A 22,232-nucleotide genomic window follows, 5' to 3' on the forward strand; every position below is an offset into this window, starting at 1 on the left:
GTACAACAGCAGGCAACGATACCCGGCGCCCCGTCCGCAGGTCAAAACGGGGGTGCGGTCCCGCGCGGCGACGCGCCGAGGGTGTCTCAGCTCACACGTTGGCGAGTCGACCGGCCCTCGGACGGCGGAAGACCACCCAGGTGACCGCGAAGCACAACGCGTACCAGCCGATGAAGGCCAGGTAGGCGGCGTCGGCGTTGCCCGAGCTGAGGAACGACTGGCGGAACGCGATGTTGACCAGCACTCCGCCGAAGGCGCCGATCGCCCCCGCGATGCCGATCAACGCGCCGGTCATCCGCCGCGCCCACCGCGCCGCGGCCTCCGGATCACGCTGACCCCTGGCCACCGCGTCCGCCGACCGGGCCCGGAAGATCGCCGGGATCATCTTGTACGTGGAGCCGTTGCCGACGCCGGAGAAGACGAAGAGGGCGAGGAACCCGGCGAGGTAGAGCCCGAACGAACGTTCCCGCGCCGCGTACAGCACGGTGCTCGCGCCGGCCGCCATCGCCACGAAGTTCCAGAAGGTCACCCGTGCCCCGCCCAACCGGTCGGCGAGGTGCCCGCCCAGCGGCCGGATCAGCGAGCCGACGAGCGGGCCCAGGAACGTCAGCCAGGCGGCGTCGACAGGGGTCGGGAACCGCTCGGCGAACTGGAGCTGGAGCACCTGACCGAAGGCGAAACCGAAGCCGATGAACGAGCCGAAGGTGCCGATGTAGAGCAGCGACATCACCCAGGTGTGCGGATCGCGGGCCGCCTCCCGCAACGCGCCCGGCTCGTTGCGCGCCCCGGGCACCGTGTCCAACCAGCGGGCCGCCGCCAGCGCGGCCAGCACGATCAGCGGCAGGTAGACCGCCGGCACCAACCGGGGGTACGCGGCGCCCGCCGTGGCGAGGACCGCCAGGCCGACCAGCTGCACGGCGGGTACGCCCAGGTTGCCGCCACCGGCGTTGAGCCCGAGCGCCCGTCCCTTGAGCCGCTGGGGGTAGAACAGGTTGATGTTCGCCATCGAGGAGGCGAAGTTGCCGCCGCCGACGCCGGTGAGGCAGGCGAGCACCATCAGGGTGGTGTAGGAGACCCCGGGTTCCAGCAGCACCGTCATCGGGACCGCGGGCACCAGCAACAGCAGTGCGCTGATCATCGTCCAGCGTCGTCCGCCGAAGCGGGCCACCGCAAGCGTGTACGGCAGCCGCAGCACCGCGCCCAGGGCGGCCGGCACTGCGGTGAGCAGGAACTTCCCGGCCGGGTCGATGCCGTACGCGGGGCCGAGGAAGAGCACGGTGACCGACCAGAGACTCCACACCGAGAAGCCGACGTGCTCCGCGAAGATCGAGACCCAGAGGTTGCGCCGGGCGATCGGCGCGCCGGTGGCCTGCCAGAAATCCGGGTCCTCGGGGCGCCAGTCGTGCAGCGGTTGCCGGCGACCGGTGACGGCAGGCGGCTCGGCGGTGACTACGGTGCTGGTGAGCGTGCTCACGGCGGCTCCTCCTCGTCGATGTGACGAGGGGAAACGCTAGGAACACCCGGTTACCTGGCAGTGCCCGTCGCGGGTCGGGCCGGAAACGGGGATCGCACCACGCCCCGGTGGCGATGGTGAGCACGCCACCGGGGCGGCGTGCTCAGAGCTGCCGTTGCGGTCAGAGCTGCTGGAGGATGCGCAGCGCTCGGCCGACCCTCAGCATGGTGTCGGTGTCGGCGACGTCCACGCACGCGGTGAACCACTTCTTCATTGGCGAGGAGATCCGGTCGGGCATCACCACGTACCGGTCCATCGACACGGCGAGCGGCGAGTCCCGCAGGAGCGACTCCTCGACCACCTCGACCACGATCACGATGGGCACGTCTGTGGAGTTGTAGACGTCCGAGCTGATCACGAGGCCGAGGCGTTCCCGGGCGCCCTCGATGCGCCAGATCTCACCCCTACGCAGCACGCGGCCGTCCGCCGGAGAACAGGTCGTTGACCATGCCCACCTCGCGGGCGTCGGCGAGCGCGGCGGACTCAAGATCCAGGCTGGCGCGGCCCACGGCAGCGGCATGCGCGGTGAAGACCTCGCGCAGCGCCTTCTCCCGGGCGGCCTGGTCCATCCACGCGGAGAGCGACAGCCCCTCGCGCTTGGCGAACCGCCGCGCCTCCTCGATCGTCTCGTCCGTGAACGAGAGAGTCACCTTGGCAGTCATGCCGAGCAGACTACCCACGGGTATGACCAACAGTCATCAGTGCGCTCACCAGCTCACCCCCGGGCGGCGAAACGCACATTCCGGGGGGCTTACCCGGCCCGGCCGCCGAACACCGCGAAGCGCCACTCCTTGAAGTAGCAGTCGACATCGGCCAGGCCCGCCTCGGCGAGCCACCGGCACTGGTCGGCCACGGTGGCCGGGAGGTCGTGGCGCATCCGCTCCCGGGAGGCCGCGATCTCGTCGGGGGACGCACCCAGCTCGGTGATCCGCTCCTGCCACACCTCGTCGTATCGGCGGTCCAGCTCCGGGGTCGGGCCGGCGACCTGCTCGGCGTTGACGAACACCCCGCCCGGTGCCAGCGCGGCGGCGGCCCGCCGGTAGAGCGCACGCTTGCCGGCGTCGTCCAGGTGGTGGATCGCCAGCGCGCTGACCACCGCGTCGTACCGGCCCGGCGGCAGGTCGTCGGCCAGGTCGGCGTGGACCGCTCGATGTGGCACGGACCGCGCGTCCAACTGGTCGGTGGCGCGGGCGAGCATCGCCGGCGCTCCGTCCACCAGGGTCAGCCGGACCCCGGGCACCGCTGCGGACAGCAGCAGGGAGAGCAGGCCGGTTCCGGCACCCAGATCCAACACCTCCGGGGTACGTCCGGCGGCGAGCGCGGCCCGCAACGGCGGCGCGGCCACCTGGACGGCGGTGCCGTAGAAGGCGTCGAAGCACGGGATCAGCCGCCTACGCGACTCGTCGTACGTGCCGGCCACCGCGTCGAAGACGTCAGTCACGCTCATCGTGGACTCCCATCCAGTGAGACAGATTTCCCACATTATAGGCGCTGCGAGATGCGGTCCGCTGCTCCTGGACACACGAAAGCCCCCGGTTCCTTGGGATCTCCAGGACACCGGGGGCCGTACGTACTGCATTGGTCAGCCGACGGGGCCGATCGCCTTCGCCAGGTCGACGAAGCCGGCCCACGCTGCCGGCCCGAAGGTCAGCGTCCCGCCGTCGCGGTCCTTGGTGTCGCGGACAAGGACGATGCCGGGGAGGTTGTCGGCAACCTCGACGCACGAGCCGCCGTTGTTTCCGCTCTTCGTGCTCTTACGCCACTGCGCGCCGGTCATGTCCATGATCCCGCTGCTTTCCTGATCAGGTCGAGGGATTGTTGACGGGAAAGGACATCGCTTCTGATGCGCTCCCATCTGCGACTCAGCGTAGCAACGTCCGCGGCTCCATTTACGATCTGCGCTCGCACCTGGCTGTCAATATGTGCGACCTGCTCGCCGTCGGGCAGCTCGGCCACGATGAAGCCCCCGCCAAGGCCCGGATACATCCCGACGTCCTGCGGCACGACGAGCACCTGCACAGCGGGCAGAAGCGCGCACTCGGCGAGGTGAGCAACCTGCTCACGCATCAGCGGTCGATCGCCGTATGCCGACTGGTGCAGGACTAGTTCGTGTACGACTGCGGTCAGCAGGGGTGGGCGTTCACGGCGGAGAATCGCCTGTCGGTCGATGCGGGACGCGACCACATCATCAACTTCGCTCACCGTCAACGCTTCGCCTGCCAATGTCGCCCGCGCGTACGCCTCAGTCTGCAAGAGGCCGGGCACCCAGGTGTGCTCGAACCAGCGAATCGCAAGGGCTTCACGTTCCCAGTCGACCCACTCGCGCAACCATTGCGGCTCCCGCCGCCTGAGGACATCCGGCCAGAGGTCCCCAACGTCCCTCCCGAGGAGCGCGGCCAGCTTTGCGCGTCAACGGGGCTGCGGCACGCGTCCCGGGCTAATCCAACGCGCTGCCGTTTTCGGGTCTACACCCGTCTGAGCTGCCAGGCTCTCGGCTGTCTCGCCAGCTTCGGCCATGGCCGTTCGAAGTGCATGATTCATCCTGCCTCCACGATGAACGTCCCGAACGTCCCTGGGAATAGAGCTACGTCGTGTACTGATCCCATCGCTCTCGGCAATGTAGTCGGCAGACGGCGCGGCCGGTAGGGATCCGAGGCCCGGCGGACGCGTTCGTACCGGGGCCGCCCTGGACCTGCGCAGATCTTGGACAGTTTCCGTTATGTCAGAACGGAAACTGTCCAAGATCTGAGCGGGTGAGCACCACGGGGCGGCCCCTTCCCACAGTGACGACCAGGGGAGAGCACCGTGCCGGACAAGCCGCCTGATCGGAGACCCACGCCGAAGCCCACACCGCGGAAGCCGCAAGCGGGTGACGTCCTGCATCTGACCCGCGCCGCGAGTGTGCAGTTCCTGCGCCCGATCTTCGTCCGCGTGATTCGCGTTCTCGACTGGCCGACATACAACGGGTGGCTGTGGATCGACGCTTACGAGCTGGCCGCGAATGGTGACGCGGTCGCGCATCGGTCCCTGTTCGTGATGCCCTCGGGCCTGATCTGGCCGGACCTGCTCGCCCCGGTGGCTCGTCGCCCGACCACGCACCCGACCGTCAAGCGCGGCCCGGCGAGGGTCGGATGACGCGCCGCCCTCGCCCGCACCTTCCGATGCGCCCGGCGTGGCTCTGCCGTAACTGCGCCGCTGCCTGGCCTTGCCCGCCGGCTCAGCTACATTTCGCGACCGAGTTCTACGGCCACTCGATCGCCCTGGCGTTCTATCTGGCAGCGAACATGCAGGACGCGGTCGACGACCTGTACTCCCTGGGCCTTCGTCCTGACCCGCGAGCACTGCACGCCCGTTTCCTGGGCTGGCTGTCTCTGACCCGCCGACCACGCCGGGCCGATCTGCGCTGACCACCTCCAAGGAGGAAGTGCGCTGCCCTTTGGAGCTGATGTCGCAAACGAATCAACCGCCGATGTCGTCAGCGATTCAGCTCCAAAGGCTCCGAGGCGCACCCTCCAACGCGCGCGCTGCCCCTGTGCGGTGTGAGCCCCACTTGACAGGACCGAAACAGAAGGGACCCGGACCGGAAACCGCCCGGCGGCACGCTTTCCCGACATGACAGACGGTGCACGGTCGGCGACTCCGCCGGGGCTGACGCCCCGGGAAGTGGCGACGCACTGCCCCTACTGCGCATTGCAGTGCGGGATGACGCTGCGCGCGGACGACGCCGGGGTGACGGTCCACCCGCGCCAGTTCCCCACGAACCGGGGCGGGCTCTGCCAGAAGGGTTGGACCGCCGCCGAACTGCTCGACCACCCGGAGCGACTGACCACCCCGCTGGTGCGTGACGCGGCCACCGGCGAACTGCACCCGGCGAGCTGGGACACCGCGCTCGACCGGGTGGTCGCCGGCATCCGCGCCGTCCAGGACCACGCCGGCCGGGACGCGGTCGCCGTCTTCGGCGGTGGGGGCCTGACCAACGAGAAGGCGTACACGTTGGGAAAGTTCGCCCGGATCGGGCTGCGCACCCGGCACATCGACTACAACGGACGGTTCTGCATGTCCTCGGCGGCAGCCGCCGGGATGCGCGCCTTCGGCATCGACCGTGGGCTGCCGTTCCCCCTCGCCGACCTGGGTCGGGCCGACACCCTGCTGCTTGTCGGAGCGAACCCGGCGGAGACCATGCCGCCGCTGGTGCGCTGGCTCACCGAGCAGCGCCGCGACGGCGGAAAACTGATCGCCATCGACCCCCGGGTCACCGCCACCGCCCGCCAGGCCGACCTGCACCTGCAACCGCTGCCCGGCACCGACCTCGCGGTGGCCAACGCGTTGCTGCACATCGCCCTCACCGAAGGTTGGGTCGACCGAGCCTACGTGGCCGACCGCACCACCGGATTCGACGCGGTCCGCCGAGGCGTCGCCGCCTGGTGGCCGGCCCGCGCGGAACAGCTCTCCGGGGTGCCGGTGGCCGACCTGGAGGCGACCGCCCGAGCGCTGGGCACCGGCGGTCGCGTGATCATCCTGACCGCGCGCGGCGCCGAGCAGCACGCCAAGGGGGTGGACACCGTCACCGCGTACGTCAATCTCGCCCTCGCCCTCGGCCTGCCCGGCCGCGACGGTTCGGGGTACGGCTGCCTCACCGGCCAGGGCAACGGCCAGGGCGGGCGCGAGCACGGGCAGAAGGCCGACCAACTGCCCGGCTACCGACGGATCGACGACCCGGCGGCCCGCGAGCACGTGGCCGGGGTCTGGGGCGTGTCGGCCGACGAACTGCCCGGCCCGGGAGTGCCCGCCTACAAACTGCTCGACTCGCTCGGCACCCCGGGTGGCCCGCGCGCGTTGCTGGTGTTCGGGTCGAACCCGGTGGTCTCGGCACCCCGGGCGGCCCGGATCGAAGGCCGACTGCGCGACCTCGACCTGCTGGTCGTCGCGGACCTCCTGCTCTCCGAGACGGCCGCGCTGGCGGACGTGGTGTTGCCCACCGCGCAGTGGGCCGAGGAGGACGGCACCATGACCAACCTGGAAGGTCGGGTGCTGCGTCGGCGCGCGCTACGGCCGCCCCCGCCGGGCGTCCGGACCGACCTCGCCATCATCTCCGACCTGGCGGCGCGGCTGGCCGACGCCGAGTCGCCGAACGCCACCCCGACCGACGCCGACCCGACCGACGCCAACCCGACCGGCGTGCGACCGGCCGCCGTCGCGGCGGCTCGGTTCCCGGCCGACCCGGCGGCCGTCTTCGCCGAGCTGCGCCGCGCCTCCGCCGGTGGGGCCGCCGACTACGCCGGCATCAGCTGGGACCGGATCGACGCCGACGACGGGGTCTACTGGCCCTGCCCGACGGAGGACGGGCCGGACACACCCCGACTCTTCGCCGACCGGTTCGCCACCCCGGACGGCCGGGCCCGCTTCCACCCCGTCGACCATCGGCCGGCCGCCGAGGAGGTCTGCGCCACGTACCCGCTGCACTTCACCACCGGTCGGGTGCTGGCGCAGTACCAGTCGGGCACCCAGACCCGACGGGTGGCCGCGCTGCGGCGCGCCGCCCCGGAGGCGTTCGTCGAACTGCACCCCGACCTGGCCACCCGGCTGGGCATCGACGACGGCGACCCGGTGCGGGTCACCTCGCGCCGAGGTGAGTTCAGCGCGCCGGCCCGGCTCAGCGCCGGGATCCGACCCGACACCGTGTTCGCCCCGTTCCACTACGCCGGGGCGGGACGCGCCAACTCGGTGACCAACGACGCTGTGGACCCGATCTCCGGGATGCCCGAGTTCAAGATCTGTGCGGTCCGGGTGGAGAAGGCATGACCGCGCGGGTGGTCATCGTCGGCAACGGGATGGCGGGCGCGCGCCTCGCCGGTGAGCTGCACGCCCGGGAGGGAGACCGGAAGGTCACAGTGCTCGGGGCCGAGCCGCACCGCGCGTACAACCGGATCCTGCTCTCCACCCTGCTTGCCGGCCGGATCGACGAGCCCGACGTGGAGCTGACCGAAGCCGCCGGGCACGGCGTCGACCTGCGCAGCGGCGTACCAGTGATCGCCGTCGACAGGTCCGCCCGGGAGGTCCGCACCGACGACGGCGAACGAATCGGGTACGACCACCTGGTGCTCGCCACCGGCGCCCGTGCGGTGGTGCCGCCACTGCCCGGCCTCGACCCGGCGAACCTGCCGGAGCGGGTGGTCCCCTTCCGGACCCTTGACGACTGCCGGCGGATCCTCGCCGCAGCGGACGGCGCCCGCAGCGCGCTGGTGCTCGGCGGCGGGTTGCTCGGCCTGGAGGCCGCCCGAGGGCTGGCCACCCGAGGGCTGGCCACCACTGTGGTGCACCCGAAAGAGCACCTGATGGACCGGCAACTGGACCCGGCTGCCGGCGCTGTGCTCGCGGGCACGCTCGCCGGTTTCGGCGTCACCGTCCAACTGGGGGTGTCGGCGACCGGAGTGGCCGCGGATGCCAGCGGTGTCCGCCTCGACCTGGCCGACGGCACGTCGCTCCGCGCCGACCTGCTGGTGCTCTCCTGTGGCGTACGCCCGGACACCGCCCTCGCGCAGGCCGCCGGCCTGACGGTGCGGCGCGGCGTGGTGGTGGACGACCGGCTGCGCACCAGCGACCGGTCCATCTCTGCGATCGGCGACTGCGCCGAGCACGACGGCGTGCTCACCGGGCTGGTCGCGCCCGCCTGGGCCCAGGCCCAGGTGCTCGCGGACGTGCTGACCGGGACGGACCCACTGGCCCGGTACCGGCCCCGGCCGGTGGTGACCCGGCTGAAGGCCGCCGGGATCGACCTTGCCTCCATGGGTGAGGCTGCCAGTGGCGGGCCGGGCGAGGAGTTGACCTTCGCTGACCCGACCCGGGGCACCTACGCCCGGTTGCGGATCCGGGACGAGCGGCTGATCGGCGCGATCCTGCTCGGCGACAACCCGGCGGTCGGCACTGTGATCCAACTCTTCGACCGTGGTCAGCCGGTGCCGAGTGACCGACGGGCACTGCTGCTCGGCCGGGCACTGGGCGCGGTCGGCGCGACCCCGGCCGCCTCACCGGCGCTGATGCCGGACGCGGCAACGGTCTGTCAGTGCAACACGGTGAGCAAGGGCGCACTGGTCAGAAGCTGGCGCTCCGGCGCCCGGACTGTCGATGCGGTGGTGGCCGCGACCAGGGCCGGCACCGGATGCGGCGGATGCCGGGACGCGGTGAGCGGCATTGTCGACTGGCTGAGCCAGGCGGAATCGGTGGAGGTGACGCGATGAGCGGCGGCGAACTGGTCGTCATCGGCAACGGCATGGTCGGGCAGCGTTTCGTGGACGCGCTGCGCGCCCGTGACCCACACGGCAACTGGCGGGTGACAGTGCTGGCCGAGGAGGGGCGCCCGGCGTACGACCGGGTGCGGCTCTCGGCGTACTTCGACGGGGTGAGCGAGGGCGAACTCAACCTGCACACCCCGCACGACGGGGTGCGGCTGCGACTCGGCGAGCCGGCCACCGCCATCGACCGGGACCGGCAGGTGGTGACCACAGCCGTCGGCGAATACCGCTACGACGCGTTGGTGTTCGCCACCGGGTCGTACGCGTTCGTGCCGCCGGTGGCCGGCACGGAGCTGCCCGGGGTCTTCGTCTACCGGACCCTCGACGATCTGGCGGCGATCCGGGCGTACGCGCGGGGCCGGCGGGTCGGCGCGGTGATCGGTGGCGGGCTGCTCGGTCTGGAGGCCGCGAACGCCCTGCGGCTGCTCGGCCTGAGCACCGACGTGGTCGAGTTCGCGCCCCGGTTGATGCCGGTGCAGGTGGACCAGGCCGGCGGCGCGATGCTCCGCCGCTACGTCGACGAGTTGGGCGTACGGACGCATCTCGGGGTGGCGACCACGGCGATCCGTTCCGGCCCGGACGGCGGCGTTGCGGCCCTGGAACTCTCCGACGGCACCGCCCTCGACGCCGAGCTGGTGGTGGTGGCCGCCGGCATCCGGCCCCGGGACCAGTTGGCCAGGGACGCCGGTCTGCCGCTGGGACCGCGCGGCGGCGTGCTTGTCGACGCGACCTGTCGTACCGCCGACGAGCGGATCTGGGCGGTCGGCGAGTGCGCGGCTGTCGAGGGCACCTGCCACGGTCTGGTCGCTCCGGGGTACGCGACAGCCGAGGTGGTGGCCGACCGGCTGGTCGGCGGCGCGGCGACCTTCCCGGGCGCGGACACCGCCACCAAACTCAAGCTGCTCGGCGTCGACGTGGCCTCGTTCGGCGACGCCCACGGTACGACAGAGGGCTGCCTGGACGTCACGTTCACCGACCCGGCCACCCGGGTCTACGCGAAGCTGGTTCTCTCCGACGACGCGCACACCCTGCTCGGCGGGGTCCTGGTGGGTGACGCCAGCGCGTACCCGACGCTGCGGGCCAGTGTGGGCGGCCCGCTGCCGGCCGCGCCGCTGGCGCTGCTCGCCCCCGACGGCGGCGGCGCGGACGCCGGGGCGCTGCCCGCCGCCGCGCAGGTCTGCTCCTGCAACGCGGTGACCCGGGGCGACGTGGACGCCGCCATCGCCGACGGTTGCGCTGACGTGCCGGCGTTGAAGGCGTGCACCAGGGCCGGCACCAGTTGCGGCTCCTGCGTGCCGATGCTGAAGCAACTCCTGGACGCGGCCGGGGTGGCGCAGTCCAGCGCGCTCTGCGAGCACTTCGACGTCAGCCGGCGGGAGCTGTTCGAAATCGTCCGTGTCCGTGGCATCCGCACCTTCTCCCGGCTGGTCGCCGAGCACGGTCGGGGCCGCGGCTGCGACATCTGCAAGCCGGTGGTGGCGTCGATCCTCGCCTCGCTGGGCAGCGGGCACGTGCTCGACGGTGAACAGGCGTCGTTGCAGGACACCAACGACCACTTCCTGGCCAACCTGCAACGCGACGGCAGCTACTCGGTGGTGCCTCGGATCCCGGGCGGCGAGATCACCCCGGAGAAGCTGATCGTGATCGGCGAGGTCGCCCGGGACTTCCAGCTCTACACCAAGATCACCGGTGGGCAGCGGATCGACCTGTTCGGGGCACGGGTGGAGCAGCTACCGCAGATCTGGCGGCGGCTGGTCGACGCCGGCTTCGAGTCCGGGCACGCGTACGGCAAGGCGCTGCGCACCGTGAAGTCGTGCGTGGGCGAGACCTGGTGCCGGTACGGGGTGCAGGACTCGGTGGGGCTTGCCGTCGCGCTGGAGCTGCGCTATCGCGGGCTGCGCGCCCCGCACAAGCTGAAGTCGGCGGTCTCCGGTTGCGCCCGGGAGTGCGCGGAGGCGCGCAGCAAGGACTTCGGCATCATCGCCACCGAGACCGGTTGGAATCTCTACGTCGGCGGCAACGGCGGGTTCCGCCCCCGGCACGCCGACCTGTTCGCCACTGATCTTTCGACAGAGGCACTGATTCGAATGATCGATAGATTTTTGATCTATTACATCCGCACCGCCGACCGGCTGCAACGCACCGCCGGCTGGATCGAGGCGATGGACGGTGGCCTGGACCACCTGCGCTCGGTGATCGTGGACGACTCGCTCGGACTCTGCGAGGACCTCGACGCGGCGATGGCCCACCACGTGTCGTCGTACTCCGACGAGTGGCGCGACGTCCTGGACGACCCGGATCGGCTGCGCCGCTACACCTCCTTCGTCAACGCCCCCGACGTACCGGACCCGTCGATCACCTTCACCCGGGAACGCGGCCAGCCGGTTCCCCTACGCGACCAGTCCCCGACCGGATCTGAGCCGACCAACGGTCACCGTCGGCAACCGGTCACCCTCGGCCTACCGGAGGTACGGCGATGACCCAGACCCTCACGCTGACCTGGACCACCGTCTGCCTGCTCGACAGGTTGGAACCGGACCGGGGCGTCGCCGCCCTGGTCGACGGGGTACAGATCGCCCTCTTCCGGACCGCCGACGAGCTGTTCGCCATCGACAACCGCGATCCGGTCTCCGGGGCGTACGTGCTGTCCCGGGGCATCGTCGGCAGCCGTGGCGGAGTGCCGACTGTGGCGTCACCGCTGCACAAGCAGGTGTACGACCTGCGCAGCGGACACTGCCTCGACCTGCCCGGGGTGGCAGTGGCCCGACACGACGCACGTTGCCGCAACGGGCTGGTCGAGGTGCGGCTGCGACAGGAGGGTTGATGCGGGAAGAACTGGCGGGCTTCACCATCGGGGTGACCGCCGACCGGCGGCGCGACGAGTTGGCCGCGCTGCTCGAACGCCGGGGCGCCCGGGTGGTGCTCGCCCCGGCGCTGCGGATCGTGCCGTTGTCTGACGACACCGAGCTGCGCGAGGCGACCCGCGCCTGCCTCGACCAGCCGCCGGACATCCTGATGGCGAACACCGGCATCGGCATGCGCGGCTGGTTGGAGGCGGCCGAGGGCTGGGGGCTGGCCGAGCCGCTGCGCTCCGTGTTGGCCAGCTCGTACGTGGTGGCGCGCGGCCCGAAGGCACGCGGCGCGATCCGGGCGGCCGGGCTGCACGACCAGTGGTCGCCCGCCTCGGAAAGCTGCGACGAGGTGGTCGATCACCTGCGTCGGCGCGGCGTGGCCGGGCAGGTCATCGCCATGCAGTTGCACGGCGAGCGGCAGCCCGAGTGCACGCTCGCGCTGGAGGCTGCGGGCGCCACTGTCATCGAGGTGCCGGTCTACCGCTGGGCGCCGCCGACCGATCCGGCGCCGCTGCACCGGCTGATCGACCTGATCGCCGGTCGGCTGGTGGACGCGGTGACGTTCACCTCGGCGCCGGCGGCCGAGGCGTTGCTGCGGGCCGCCGGGGACCGCACCGACGCGGTTTTGTCCGCGTTGCGCAGCGACGTGCTCGCCAGCTGCGTCGGGGCGGTGACCGCCGAGCCGCTGCTGCGGCACGGGGTGCCGGTGAGCGCGCCCGGTCGGGCCCGGTTGGGCGCGCTGGTGCGGACCATCGTCGACGAGTTGCCCCGCCGGACAGTGACGTTCAAGGCCGGCGGGCACCTGCTCACGTTGCGCGGGCACGCCGCAGTGATCGACGGCGAGCTGCGGCCACTCGCGCCCGCGCCGATGGCGGTGCTGCGGGCGCTGGCCCAGACCCCGGGTCGGGTGTTGTCCCGCACGGCGTTGCTGAGGACGCTGCCCCGGGGCGCGGACGAGCACGCCGTGGAGATGGCCGTCGCCCGGCTACGGGCCGGCCTGCGCGCACCCCGCGTGGTGCAGACAGTGGTGAAGCGCGGCTACCGACTCCGGGTCGACTAGGGAGTGTCCCCGGTCGAGGCCGGACGGCTGTCCGGCAGAGGGCTTCGCCACACGCCCTGAAGGCGTCACGGCCGGCCGTCGCGAGCCGGCCGTGACGCGACGTTTCAGCCGACCGGCGTCGGGAAGCCCCGCCCGTGCTCCGACTGGAGCCGGAGCATGGCGTGCTCGACCACCGTCACCAGCACCTGCTTGACCGAGTCCCGCTGCCGGGCGTCGGTCATCACCAGCGGCACCTGCGGCGAGATGGCCAGCGCTTCGCGGACCTCCTCGGCCTCGTACTGCGGTGCGCCGTCGAACTTGTTCAGCGCCACCACGTACGGCAGGTTGCGGTTCTCGAAGTAGTCCAGCGGGGCGAAGGCGTCGGTGATCCGGCGGGTGTCCACCAGCACGGCGGCACCCACCGCCCCCCGGATGATCTCGTCCCACATGAACCAGAACCGAGTCTGACCCGGTGTACCGAAGAGGTACAGGATCAGGTCCTGGGCCATCGTGATGCGGCCGAAGTCCATGGCGACCGTGGTGGTCTCCTTGCCCGGCACCTTGGACGGATCGTCGATGCCGACACCCGCCGCGGTCATCAACGCCTCGGTGGTCAGGGGTGTGATCTCGGAGATCGCCCCGACCAGTGTTGTCTTACCGACGCCGAAGCCGCCCGCGACGACGATCTTCGCGGAGACGATTCCCCGGCCCGGCCGCCCCCCTGCGGGGTCATAGCCTGCGAAGTCCACTTAGCACCCTTCCAAGCAGTTCCATCCGCTCCTCGAACCCCTCGGCGGGAGCAGCAGTGTGTAACGTCAGCAGGCTCTCGGCCACCATGTCGGCGACCAACACCCGGGCGACGCCCAGCGGCATCCGGGTATACGCGGCGATCTCCGCCAGCGACTGTGCTCGGCCCTCACAGACCGTGGCGATGCGGTGCTTGTCGTGCCCAGCGAAGCGGGACTCGGCGACCTGGGTGGGAGAGGCGGTCAGGACGGCCTCGAGAGCGATGTCCTGCCGGGGCTCGGTACGACCACGGGTGACCGCGTACGGACGCACCAGCGCGCCACGCGGGTCAGCGCGTCGTTGGTCCATTCCCGATCACCTCCTCGTCCCCTGCTGAGCCGGACTGCGCCGCCTCTCGTCCCTGGTCCGGCGCTCGGAACGAGCGCCGCCTTCCGGTCCTAAGAGCGCACCGCGTCGCGCGGCAGCGGCACCAGCGCGGCACCCACGCGCTCGACCAGCAGCGCCATCTCGTAGCCGACCTGGCCCACGTCGCAGCTGCGGGCGGCCAGCACTGCCATCGAGGAGCCGTCGCTGATCGACATCAGGAAGAGATACCCGCTGTCCATCTCGATGACTGTCTGCAACACCCCGCCCGCGCTGAACATCCGGGCCGCGCCCTCGGTCAGGCTCACCACCCCGGAGGTGATCGCGGCGAGCTGGTCCGCCCGGTCTCCCGGCAGATCCCGGGAGGACGCGAGCAGCAGCCCGTCGGCGGACACCGCCACCACGTGGGCGATGCCCGCCACGCTGTCGGCGAAGTTGGTGAGCAGCCAACCCATGTCCTGCATGGCAGCTGGCCTGTTCATCGGCTCTCCTTGGTCGAGGTGCTGTTCAGGTCCGTTCCGGCCGTGCGGCCGCGTTGCACACCGCGGTGGTAGGCCGACAGCAGACCACGTACTTCATCCGGGGTCCGCCGGCTGCGGTCCCGGCCACTCTTCGGTTCGATGCCACCCGGCACGAGCTGTTGCTGCGGCACCCGCTTGGGCAACCCGGAGCGGGTGGTCCCGGCGGGAGCCGGCTCGGCAGCCCGGCTGGCCCGGGACCAGCCCTCGTCCGCCGCCGTACGCCAGGCCGCCGGGTCGGGGGCGGGCGCGGGGGCGGGCGCGGGCGGAGCCGTCCGGCCGGCCGGGGCCGGGGTGTACGTCGGCGGTGCCGACGTCCGTGCCCCGAACCCGTCCATTGTGGCCCCGAGGCCGTCGGCGCCCGGGGTTGCCGTCCCGTCGGTGCCGGAGCTGCCCGGGGTACGGGTCGGCAGTTTCGGTCGGGCCGGCGACGCGGCCGGCACCGACCCGGCGCTGGGTGAGCCGCCGTAGCCGGTACGCAGGCCGGCGTCGGCCGCCGCGGTGGTGGCGGGCGCGGGCGGCTCATCGAAGTTGGGCCGAGTGAAGATCGCGGTGGCGTCGTCGCCGTGCGACCGGAACCAGACCGCCTCCATCTCCCGGAAGATCGGCGCCTCGGCTGGGAAGTCGGGCCGCGTGCTGACCGGAGCGGCGGGCACCGACGGAACGGCCGGCGGTGCCACGGTGCTCGGCCCGGCGACCGGTCCGACCGGGAGGCCCTGGGCACCGCGTCCATCCGCAGTGTCAGCGGTGTCCGGGGCGGAGCCGCGTCGGGGCAGCGGGTCGACGGTCGGGTAGGCCACTGTCGGGCTGCCCAGCGAGGCGCCCGCGCCGTTGCCGTAGGCCGGCTGGGCCGGTGGGAGCGGGGCGGCGGGTGCGGGGGCGGCGGGGGCCGGTGGCATGGTCGAGCGCGGACCGGTGTAGCCACCCGCCTGCACGGCCGGGGTGGTGTCCCGCGAGTTCAGCGGCGACTGCCACTGGGCGGGTGCCGGCGTGCTGGTCCGCCACTGGTCGGGCAGCGTCGCCGCCGCCGTGGCGGCACCGGCGAACTGCTCGGCGTGGCCGGCCGGGGAGAGCGGCGCCTGCTCCACTGCCATCGGCTGACGCGGCCGGGTGAGGACCTGCTCGCGGCCCCGGTTGGTGGGTAGCACCACGGTGGCGGCGGGCAACGTCACCTGGGCGACGGTGCCGCCCTCGACGTTGCGGCGCAACTCCACCCGGATGCCGTAGCGGGAGGCGAGCCGGCTCACGACGGCCAGACCCATCAGTCGGAACGCGGCGACGTCGACGCTCGGCGGGGCTGCCAGCCGCCGGTTGAGCGAGTCGAGCTGGTCGTCGGTGAGGCCGAGCCCGCGGTCCTCGATCTGGATCAGCACGTAGTCGCGGATCCGGCGACCGTCGGCGACCACCGTGGTGTTCGGCGGCGAGAACCGGGTGGCGTTGTCGAGCAGTTCGGCGACGAGGCGTACCACGTCGTTGACGGCGTGCGCGGCCACCGAGATGTCCGTGTCCACGGTGCCGAACTCGATGCGGTTGTAGAGCTCCACCTCGGACTGGGCGGCGCGCAGCACGTCCACCACCAGCGCGTTGTCGTGACGCGGTGCGGCGGAGTCGGCGCCGGCCAGGACCAGCAGGTTCTCGTCGTTGCGGCGCATTCGGGTGGCCAGGTGGTCCAGTTCGAAGAGCTGCGCGAGCCGCTTCGGGTCCTCCTCGCCGCGCTCGATCGCGTCCAGCTCGCCGATCATCCGGTCGACCAGGGTCTGACTACGGCGGGCCAGGTTGAGGAACATCGCCGAAACGCTGGTACGCAGTGCCGCCTGCTCGGCGGCGACCCGCACCGCCTCCCGGTGTACGACGTTGAAGGCCAGCGCCACCTGACCGACCTCATCGCGGGTGTTGAGCTGGATGGGGTCCCGGACCTGGCGGACGATCTCGTCCACCCCGCCGTCACCCACGCTGCCCATGTTCTGCAGCCGCTGCACGGCGTCGGGCAGGTCGTGGTTGGCCACCGAGAGAGCGCCCTCGCGCAGTCGGCGCAGCGAGTGGTTGAGCGAGCGGGCCAGCACCACTGCCAGCGACACGGCGATGATCAGGGTCAACAGCACCAGGACCGACTCGACCACCGCCTGCCGGATGACGTCCGAGCGGGCCTGGTCGGCCTGCTGGAACAGTCGGTCCTGCAGTTGGATCTCGGCCCAGCGCATCAGGTCGTTCACCGCGCCGATCGCAGCGGTGGCGTCCTGAGCGGTAACCAGCGGACGCTGCCCGACCGAGCGGGTGATGTCGGTGGCCACCCGGTCGGCCAGGCCGACCGCGTCGCCGGAGACGGTGCTGTCGACCAGGGCGCGCTGCACCGGGTCGGCGGCCAGCGAGAAGGCGACCAGGGCCTCCTGCTGACCAGTCAACGTCGCCACGAAGGAGGAGAACTGCTCCGAGTCGAGCTGGCCGGCCGTCAGCGCGGTGAAGGCGACGGCCTCTTCCTCGGCGACGGAAGCCTTGGCGCGGGCGAACGCGGCGACCGCGCGGCGGCTGTCCGCCAGGCTCTCGTCGCCGGGCAGTTGGGCCAGGCCGTCACCGTACGAGACCAGGTCGGTGAGGATGACTCCGTAGCGGAGCACCGCCTCGGCGACCGCCATCTGCCGGCGGTCCAGCACCTCCTGACGGGTGCCGTCCAGGGTGGCCAGGTGGTCGTCGATGGCGGCCAGCCGGTCCCGCAGGGCGGTCGGCACGTCGCCGATCCGGCCCCGCTCGGCGCGGTACTCGTCCACCCGTTGCTGCGTCTGGCGGACCCGCAGGTTGTACGCGTCGGCCGGCTGCTGCGGAGCGGCGAGGTAGGCGGCCGCGGCCATCCGTTCGGCCTGGAGGTCCTGGGTCAGGGCACTGACGTCGACCGAAAGGGCCGTCAGTGACCGGGCCCGGGTGGCGTCGAACGCGCCCTCGCCGACGGAGATCAGGCGGACCGTGGCCAGCGCGATCACCGCCGCCACCGGGACGACCAGAATCAACGCCAACTTGGACCGGATCCGGGCATCGCGCAGTCTCGGCATCCGTCGGCGCGCAGGCCGACCGCTGTCGCCGAGCGCGGGCAGGGTCGTCGGTCCGGTGCTCACGACATCGCCTCCGTCGTTTCTTCCCCGCCTGAGCCGCCGAGCCATGCCGTAAGCGGAGGGGACCACGCGCGGCACGGCCGCGATTTCATCAGAGATGATCGTGTTTGGGAAGCCGCAGTGAGGTAGGAAACGGTCGGACGGAGCGCATCCCGTGATCCGGGCAACTGATACCTTCATTTCCGCAAGCCCCTGAACAGGGCATGTAACTCCAGAGTGGTCACGCGTGTATGCAAAGTGAGCTTTTGCAAACATTGCGTTACCCCAGCATGTGGGATGGCCGTCCCGAAAATGCTGCCGGGGTCCGCGCTTGACCACAGCGCCGGCCATTGGCAAGGTTTTGCAGGCTTCGCGCACACCGTACGGCAGAGGAGATCCCGTCCTCCACTGAGGACGGATTAGCGGCGGTGACCGGGCAGCGCCCGCGCCCGCACCTGGAGGACTGAGTTGAGCCCCATCCGCTCCGCGACCATCGCGGCGCTCGCATCGGCCGTAGTGGCCACCACGCTCACCGGCTGCCAGTTTGGCGAGGCGGAGAAGGACACGAGTCCGATCGTGATCGCTGCCGATCTCGAACTCTCCGGCGCCGCGGCCACTGTTGGCCGGACATACCAGCGAGCCCTCAAACTCAAGGTCGATCAGTTGAACGCCTCCGGAGCACTGAACGGCCGGAAGATCGACCTGAAGGTGAAGGACAACCGTTCCGACTCGGCCGAGTCACTTCGCAACATCGTCGACTTCAGCAGCGATTCGAAGGTCAGCGCCATCATCATGGGCGGCTGCAACGAATGCGCTGTCGGAGCGGTCGGCACCATCAACGAGAAGCGGATTCCCACCATTGCGCTAGCCGCTTCCGGCGCGATCGCCGCGCCGGCCGCCGAACGGCGCTACGTGTTCAAGCTGGGCCCCAACGCCCCGGACAGCGCCGCCGCGCTGACCACCGAACTGCGCCGCAACAACATCCGCAAGGTGGGGATGCTGGTCAGCGACGACGACTATGGCCAGGAGGGCGCCACCGCGCTCAAGAACGAGCTGGACAAGGCCAACATCACACTCCGACAGCAGCGGATCAAGACCACCGACACCGACGTCAGCCGGCAGGTCCAGCAGCTCGCGTCGGGCAAGCCCGACGCCATGGTCTTCTGGACCCCGCCGGAGCAGGCGACACTCGCCGCCACCAGCGTCCAGCAGACCATCTTCCGCGGGTCGATCTACTTCGACGCGGCGGCGGCCGGGGACCTCTTCCTCGGCGCGGCGGCCAAGGCGACCGAGAAGGCCACGCTGATCTTCACGCAGACCATGGTGATCGATGACGTGATCGCGACCACGCCGGCAAAGGCGGCGCGGCGGCAGTGGTTCCAGGACTACACGGCCCGCTTCGGTGGCTACAACGGGTCCTCGTCGTTCGCCGCGGACGCCGTCCAGCTGATCGCCGACGCCGAACTGCGCGCCGGTGGTGAGATCGGGAAGGTGGACCGCAACGGCCTCCGGGACGTGCTGGAGACGTCCCAGATGGACGGCCTCTCCGGCCCGATCCGCATGACGCCGGACAACCACAGCGGCCTGATGCCGCAGGCGCTCACCACGCTGGTCGCCCGCAACGGTCGCTGGCGGTTGGCTGGGTAACGCTCGGGCCTTGCATCTGGCGGGTTCGTCGGGGTGCCGGGTCGGGTGTCGATGAAACGGGCCGGCCTCCTCAACGGGAGGCCGGCCCTTCGCGTTTCCTGGTGTTGATCCTGCCTTGGCGCTGGTGGGTCAGCGGCTGCTTGTGGTCTCGCGTACCCAGGGCAGGGCGAACCGCTCGATCAGCAGGAGCGCCGAGTAGAGCAGGATGCTCACCAGCGCCACCAGCATGATCGCCGCCCAGGCGGTGGCGGTGTCGCCGACGCCGGCGTACTGCGTGATGACGTAGCCGAGGCCGCTCTCGCCCGCCTGGAACTCACCGATCACCGCACCGATCGCGGCCAGTGGCATGGCCACCTTGAGCCCGACGAAGATCTGCGGCAGCGCGGCCGGGAAACGTACCTTGCGGAACGCCTGCCAGCGGGAGGCGTTCCAGGAACGCACCAGCTCGGCCAGGTCGGACGGCGTGGTGGTCAACCCGGTCGCCGTGGAGAGCACGATCGGGAAGAAGCAGAGCAGGAACACCATGGTCAGGATCGGCTTCTGGCCCCAGCCGAGCGCCACCACCAGCAGCGGGCCCAGCGTGATCTTCGGCACCGCGTTCACCGCCACCAGCAGCGGCGTGAACATCCGCTCCACAGTGCGGGAACTGGCCAGGGAGAGCCCGATCAACACACCGGCGGCCACCGACAGGGCGAACCCGGTCAGGATCTCCAACGTGGTGTCCCAGGTGTGCTCCAGCAGCTGCGCCGGCTTGTCGACGAACGCGGTGAGCACGTCGCCGGGCGGCGGCAGGGCGGCGGGGTGGACCAGCTCCAGCCGGGCGATCAGCCACCACGCCGCCAGCGCGACCAGGATGCCGACAGCGGGCAGCACGGCGTCGGCCCCGGCCCGAAGACCGGCACCTCGACCCACGCGTCCCGCTTCAGGGCCGCCACTCGGGGGCGGGGGTTCCGCCACCGCCGGGTCCGCTGACCGGACGTCGGTCATCTCTGTCCTCCTCGAAATCCCACGGCCCGCCGGGGGCCGACGAGCGACGGGGGTACGCCCCACCGGGATCGGCGGGACGTACCCCCTGATGACGACCGGACGATCAGGCCTTCGGCGCGAGGCTGAAGTCGATGATCTGCTCGGGGGTGATGTTCTGCTTCAGCGCGCCAGCGCCCTGCAGGATGGCGATGCTCTTGGCGACCCGACCGCTGTCCAGGGTGCCGATCGCGGTGCCGGTGTTGCCGGAACGGACGTACGCGGCCATCAGCTCCAGCTCGGCGGCGGCGGAGACCGGGTTGGTGGCGTCGACGTTCTTCTTCAGGATGTCGGCGGCCTCCTTGGAGTTCGCCAGGCTGTACTCCAGGCCCTTGAGCAGCGCCGCGGTGAACTTCTTCACCATCTCGGGCTTCTCCTTGGCGATCTTCGAGGAGGTGATCAGCACGTTGCCGTAGAGGTCCTGCATCACGTTGCTGTACGGCAGCATGACTGCCTTCTTCTTGGCCACCGCCTCGATGGTCGGCTGACCGACGACGAACTGACCGATGCCGTCGACCGAACCCGCGGCCAGCGTGCCGATCAGGTTCTGCGCCTCACCGTTGACCCAGGTCACCTTGCTCGCGTCCACACCGGCGAGCCGGGCGTACGTCGGGAAGAGGTTGCGCACCACGGACCCGGGGGTGTCGGCGAGCTTCTTGCCCTCCAGGTCCTTCGGCGAGCTGATGTTCTTGCCCTCGACGGTGGCGATGCCCGCCATGGTGCGCTGCTGGATCGCGGCCACCGCGGTGAAGTCCTTCGCCTGGCCGTTGCCGAGCTGGAGCAGGCCGCCGGTGAGGTCGATCGGGCCGAAGTCGGCCTGGCCGCCGACGACGGTCTGGATCACACCACCGGTGCCCTGACCGGCCTTGATCTCGACGTCGAATCCGGCTTCCTTGAAGAAGCCCTTGTCCTTCGCCACCCAGGCGTAGGAGTCACGGCCGAAGTTGCCGAACGAGGTGAGGTAGGTCACCTTCGTCAGCGTCGCCCCGTCGCCGCCCTTGGCATCGTCGGCCGAATCCGACCCGCTGCTGCAGGCGGAGACAAGGGCGAGGGCGGTGGCCAGCGCGGCCGTAGCGACCGTACGGGTCAGCCTTCTCATCAGTTGCACCATGTCCTTTCCGACCGGGGCCGGCAGGCCACCGGAGGGGGTTGTTATGACGGGCCGGCGGGAGGGGTGGAAGCCGGCTCCGCCGTCGTGGGGGGACTCTTCGCGGGCACAGCGTACGAGAAACCCACACTCCCGACGCCAGGCGCATCGGGTTGCGGAACGGAAACAACCTGACGACCACCCCAGCCGGTCCCATACCTCGACAGGGCGGTTAGCCTTTGTCGGATTCCTGACCGTCCACTCAGCGGAGGTGCGCCGGAGATGATCCGACTGTCCGGGGTGTCCCGTACCTTCGAGGGCCGATCCGGCCGGGTGGAGGCGCTGCGCGGCATCAACCTCGACGTCGCCGAGGGCGAGTTCGTCGCGGTGCTAGGCCGCTCCGGCTGCGGCAAGTCCACACTGCTGCGGCTGATCGCCGGGCTGCTCCCGCTGAGCGCCGGGGAGATCACCGTCGCCGGTACGCCGATCGCCCGCCCCCGCCAGGACATCGCCATGCTGTTCCAGAAGCCGGCGCTGCTGCCCTGGCGCACCGTGCTGGACAACGTCCTGCTGCCCGTGGAGATCTTCGGCTGGAGCCGCGCCAAGCACCGGGAGCGGGCCCAGCAACTGCTCGACGTCGCCGGGTTGGCCGGCTTCGAGAAGCGGCTGCCCCACGAGCTCTCCGGCGGCATGCAGCAGCGGGTGTCGCTGTGCCGGTCGTTGATCGGTGAGCCCCGGGTGATGCTGATGGACGAGCCGTTCTCCGCACTGGACGCGCTCACCCGCGAGGAACTGTCCGGCGAACTCCAGCGGGTGCACATGGAGAACAAGCCGACAATTGTCTTCGTCACCCACTCGATCGACGAGGCGGTGCTGCTCGCCGACCGGGTGGTCGTGCTGAGCCCCCGCCCCGGCCGGATCCGCAAGGTCGTCGACGTGACCATCCCCCGGCCCCGCACCCTGGGCCGCAACGCCCACCTGGCCGACGTCGCCCAGGTCAGCGCCGACCTGCACGAACTGCTGATGGAACGCGAACAGCCGGCCACCGCCGGCGCGGAAGGACACTGA

The 22,232-nt window shown here is 71.1% G+C and carries 20 protein-coding genes and 1 pseudogene; 9 read left to right on the plus strand and 12 right to left on the minus strand.

From position 1 onward, the window contains the following. Positions 1–91: 91 nt before the first annotated feature. From AB0K35_RS06030 to AB0K35_RS06055, 6 genes and pseudogenes are all read right to left on the minus strand, one after another. A complete protein-coding gene (locus AB0K35_RS06030; RefSeq protein ID WP_238667564.1) occupies positions 92–1,474 on the minus strand; it encodes a nitrate/nitrite transporter in 1,383 nt (460 codons plus the stop codon). A 160-nt stretch (positions 1,475–1,634) separates the two neighbouring features. Further along, a complete protein-coding gene (locus AB0K35_RS06035) occupies positions 1,635–1,928 on the minus strand; it encodes a hypothetical protein (RefSeq protein ID WP_238667563.1) in 294 nt (97 codons plus the stop codon). After that, positions 1,918–2,175, minus strand: a complete 258-nt coding sequence (locus AB0K35_RS06040; RefSeq protein ID WP_091403518.1) for a DUF6364 family protein — start codon at positions 2,173–2,175, stop codon at positions 1,918–1,920. The genes AB0K35_RS06035 and AB0K35_RS06040 overlap by 11 nt, the downstream gene beginning before the upstream one ends. Positions 2,176–2,264: 89 nt before the next feature. Then, positions 2,265–2,960, minus strand: coding sequence for a methyltransferase domain-containing protein (locus AB0K35_RS06045; protein WP_363884017.1), 696 nt, complete (start codon positions 2,958–2,960; stop codon positions 2,265–2,267). Positions 2,961–3,095: 135 nt separating this feature from the next. Continuing rightward, on the minus strand, positions 3,096–3,290 hold the full coding sequence (locus AB0K35_RS06050; RefSeq protein ID WP_238667621.1) for a DUF397 domain-containing protein: 195 nt from the start codon (positions 3,288–3,290) through the stop codon (positions 3,096–3,098). Next, positions 3,287–4,054: pseudogene (locus AB0K35_RS06055) on the minus strand (helix-turn-helix transcriptional regulator). Before AB0K35_RS06055 ends, AB0K35_RS06050 begins: the two are co-directional and overlap by 4 nt. A gap of 264 nt (positions 4,055–4,318) precedes the next feature. Here AB0K35_RS06055 and AB0K35_RS06060 point away from each other — a divergent pair. From AB0K35_RS06060 to AB0K35_RS06090, 7 genes are all read left to right on the plus strand, one after another. Continuing rightward, complete coding sequence (locus AB0K35_RS06060) at positions 4,319–4,648, plus strand: hypothetical protein (RefSeq protein WP_363884019.1); 330 nt, start codon at positions 4,319–4,321, stop codon at positions 4,646–4,648. Then, a complete protein-coding gene (locus AB0K35_RS06065; RefSeq protein WP_363884021.1) occupies positions 4,645–4,920 on the plus strand; it encodes a hypothetical protein in 276 nt (91 codons plus the stop codon). Before AB0K35_RS06060 ends, AB0K35_RS06065 begins: the two co-directional genes overlap by 4 nt. Before the next feature lie 205 nt (positions 4,921–5,125). Next, complete coding sequence (locus tag AB0K35_RS06070; protein ID WP_363884023.1) at positions 5,126–7,315, plus strand: molybdopterin oxidoreductase family protein; 2,190 nt, start codon at positions 5,126–5,128, stop codon at positions 7,313–7,315. Then, the gene (locus tag AB0K35_RS06075) at positions 7,312–8,751 is read left to right on the plus strand and encodes an FAD-dependent oxidoreductase (RefSeq protein ID WP_238667556.1); all 1,440 of its coding nucleotides are present in this window, start codon (positions 7,312–7,314) and stop codon (positions 8,749–8,751) included. Before AB0K35_RS06070 ends, AB0K35_RS06075 begins: the two co-directional genes overlap by 4 nt. Further along, positions 8,748–11,285 (plus strand): nitrite reductase large subunit NirB, encoded by a 2,538-nt coding sequence (gene nirB, locus AB0K35_RS06080; protein ID WP_363884025.1) that lies wholly within the window; start codon positions 8,748–8,750, stop codon positions 11,283–11,285. Before AB0K35_RS06075 ends, nirB begins: the two co-directional genes overlap by 4 nt. Then, on the plus strand, positions 11,282–11,629 hold the full coding sequence (gene nirD, locus AB0K35_RS06085) for a nitrite reductase small subunit NirD (RefSeq protein WP_091402335.1): 348 nt from the start codon (positions 11,282–11,284) through the stop codon (positions 11,627–11,629). The genes nirB and nirD overlap by 4 nt, the downstream gene beginning before the upstream one ends. Further along, complete coding sequence (locus AB0K35_RS06090) at positions 11,629–12,717, plus strand: uroporphyrinogen-III synthase (protein WP_238667554.1); 1,089 nt, start codon at positions 11,629–11,631, stop codon at positions 12,715–12,717. Before nirD ends, AB0K35_RS06090 begins: the two co-directional genes overlap by 1 nt. Positions 12,718–12,821: 104 nt before the next feature. Here AB0K35_RS06090 and AB0K35_RS06095 read toward each other — a convergent pair whose 3' ends face one another. The 4 genes from AB0K35_RS06095 to AB0K35_RS06110 form a co-directional block, all read right to left on the minus strand. After that, complete coding sequence (locus tag AB0K35_RS06095; RefSeq protein ID WP_030329978.1) at positions 12,822–13,445, minus strand: ATP/GTP-binding protein; 624 nt, start codon at positions 13,443–13,445, stop codon at positions 12,822–12,824. Next, positions 13,426–13,791: a DUF742 domain-containing protein gene (locus tag AB0K35_RS06100; protein WP_007465174.1), complete on the minus strand. Its 366-nt coding sequence runs from the start codon at positions 13,789–13,791 to the stop codon at positions 13,426–13,428. Before AB0K35_RS06100 ends, AB0K35_RS06095 begins: the two co-directional genes overlap by 20 nt. Positions 13,792–13,880: 89 nt before the next feature. Next, entirely contained in the window at positions 13,881–14,288 is a 408-nt protein-coding gene (locus tag AB0K35_RS06105; RefSeq protein WP_007465177.1) for a roadblock/LC7 domain-containing protein, read from the minus strand. Next, entirely contained in the window at positions 14,285–17,431 is a 3,147-nt protein-coding gene (locus AB0K35_RS06110) for a nitrate- and nitrite sensing domain-containing protein (protein WP_363884027.1), read from the minus strand. Before AB0K35_RS06110 ends, AB0K35_RS06105 begins: the two co-directional genes overlap by 4 nt. A gap of 444 nt (positions 17,432–17,875) precedes the next feature. Between AB0K35_RS06110 and AB0K35_RS06115 the strand changes: the two genes are divergently transcribed. Next, the gene (locus AB0K35_RS06115) at positions 17,876–19,054 is read left to right on the plus strand and encodes an ABC transporter substrate-binding protein (protein WP_238667552.1); all 1,179 of its coding nucleotides are present in this window, start codon (positions 17,876–17,878) and stop codon (positions 19,052–19,054) included. A 129-nt stretch (positions 19,055–19,183) separates the two neighbouring features. Here the strand turns inward: AB0K35_RS06115 and AB0K35_RS06120 are convergent, their stop codons facing one another. Together AB0K35_RS06120 and AB0K35_RS06125 are read right to left on the minus strand one after the other, a co-directional pair. After that, a complete protein-coding gene (locus AB0K35_RS06120; protein WP_238667551.1) occupies positions 19,184–20,041 on the minus strand; it encodes an ABC transporter permease in 858 nt (285 codons plus the stop codon). Positions 20,042–20,144: 103 nt separating this feature from the next. Next, a complete protein-coding gene (locus AB0K35_RS06125; RefSeq protein ID WP_238667550.1) occupies positions 20,145–21,176 on the minus strand; it encodes an ABC transporter substrate-binding protein in 1,032 nt (343 codons plus the stop codon). Between the two features lie 270 nt (positions 21,177–21,446). Here AB0K35_RS06125 and AB0K35_RS06130 point away from each other — a divergent pair, with 270 nt between their 5' ends. Further along, positions 21,447–22,232, plus strand: coding sequence for an ABC transporter ATP-binding protein (locus tag AB0K35_RS06130; RefSeq protein ID WP_238667549.1), 786 nt, complete (start codon positions 21,447–21,449; stop codon positions 22,230–22,232).

This window comes from Micromonospora sp. NPDC053740, from assembly GCF_040677775.1.
In the GTDB taxonomy this organism is placed as follows: Bacteria; Actinomycetota; Actinomycetes; order Mycobacteriales; family Micromonosporaceae; genus Micromonospora; species Micromonospora alfalfae.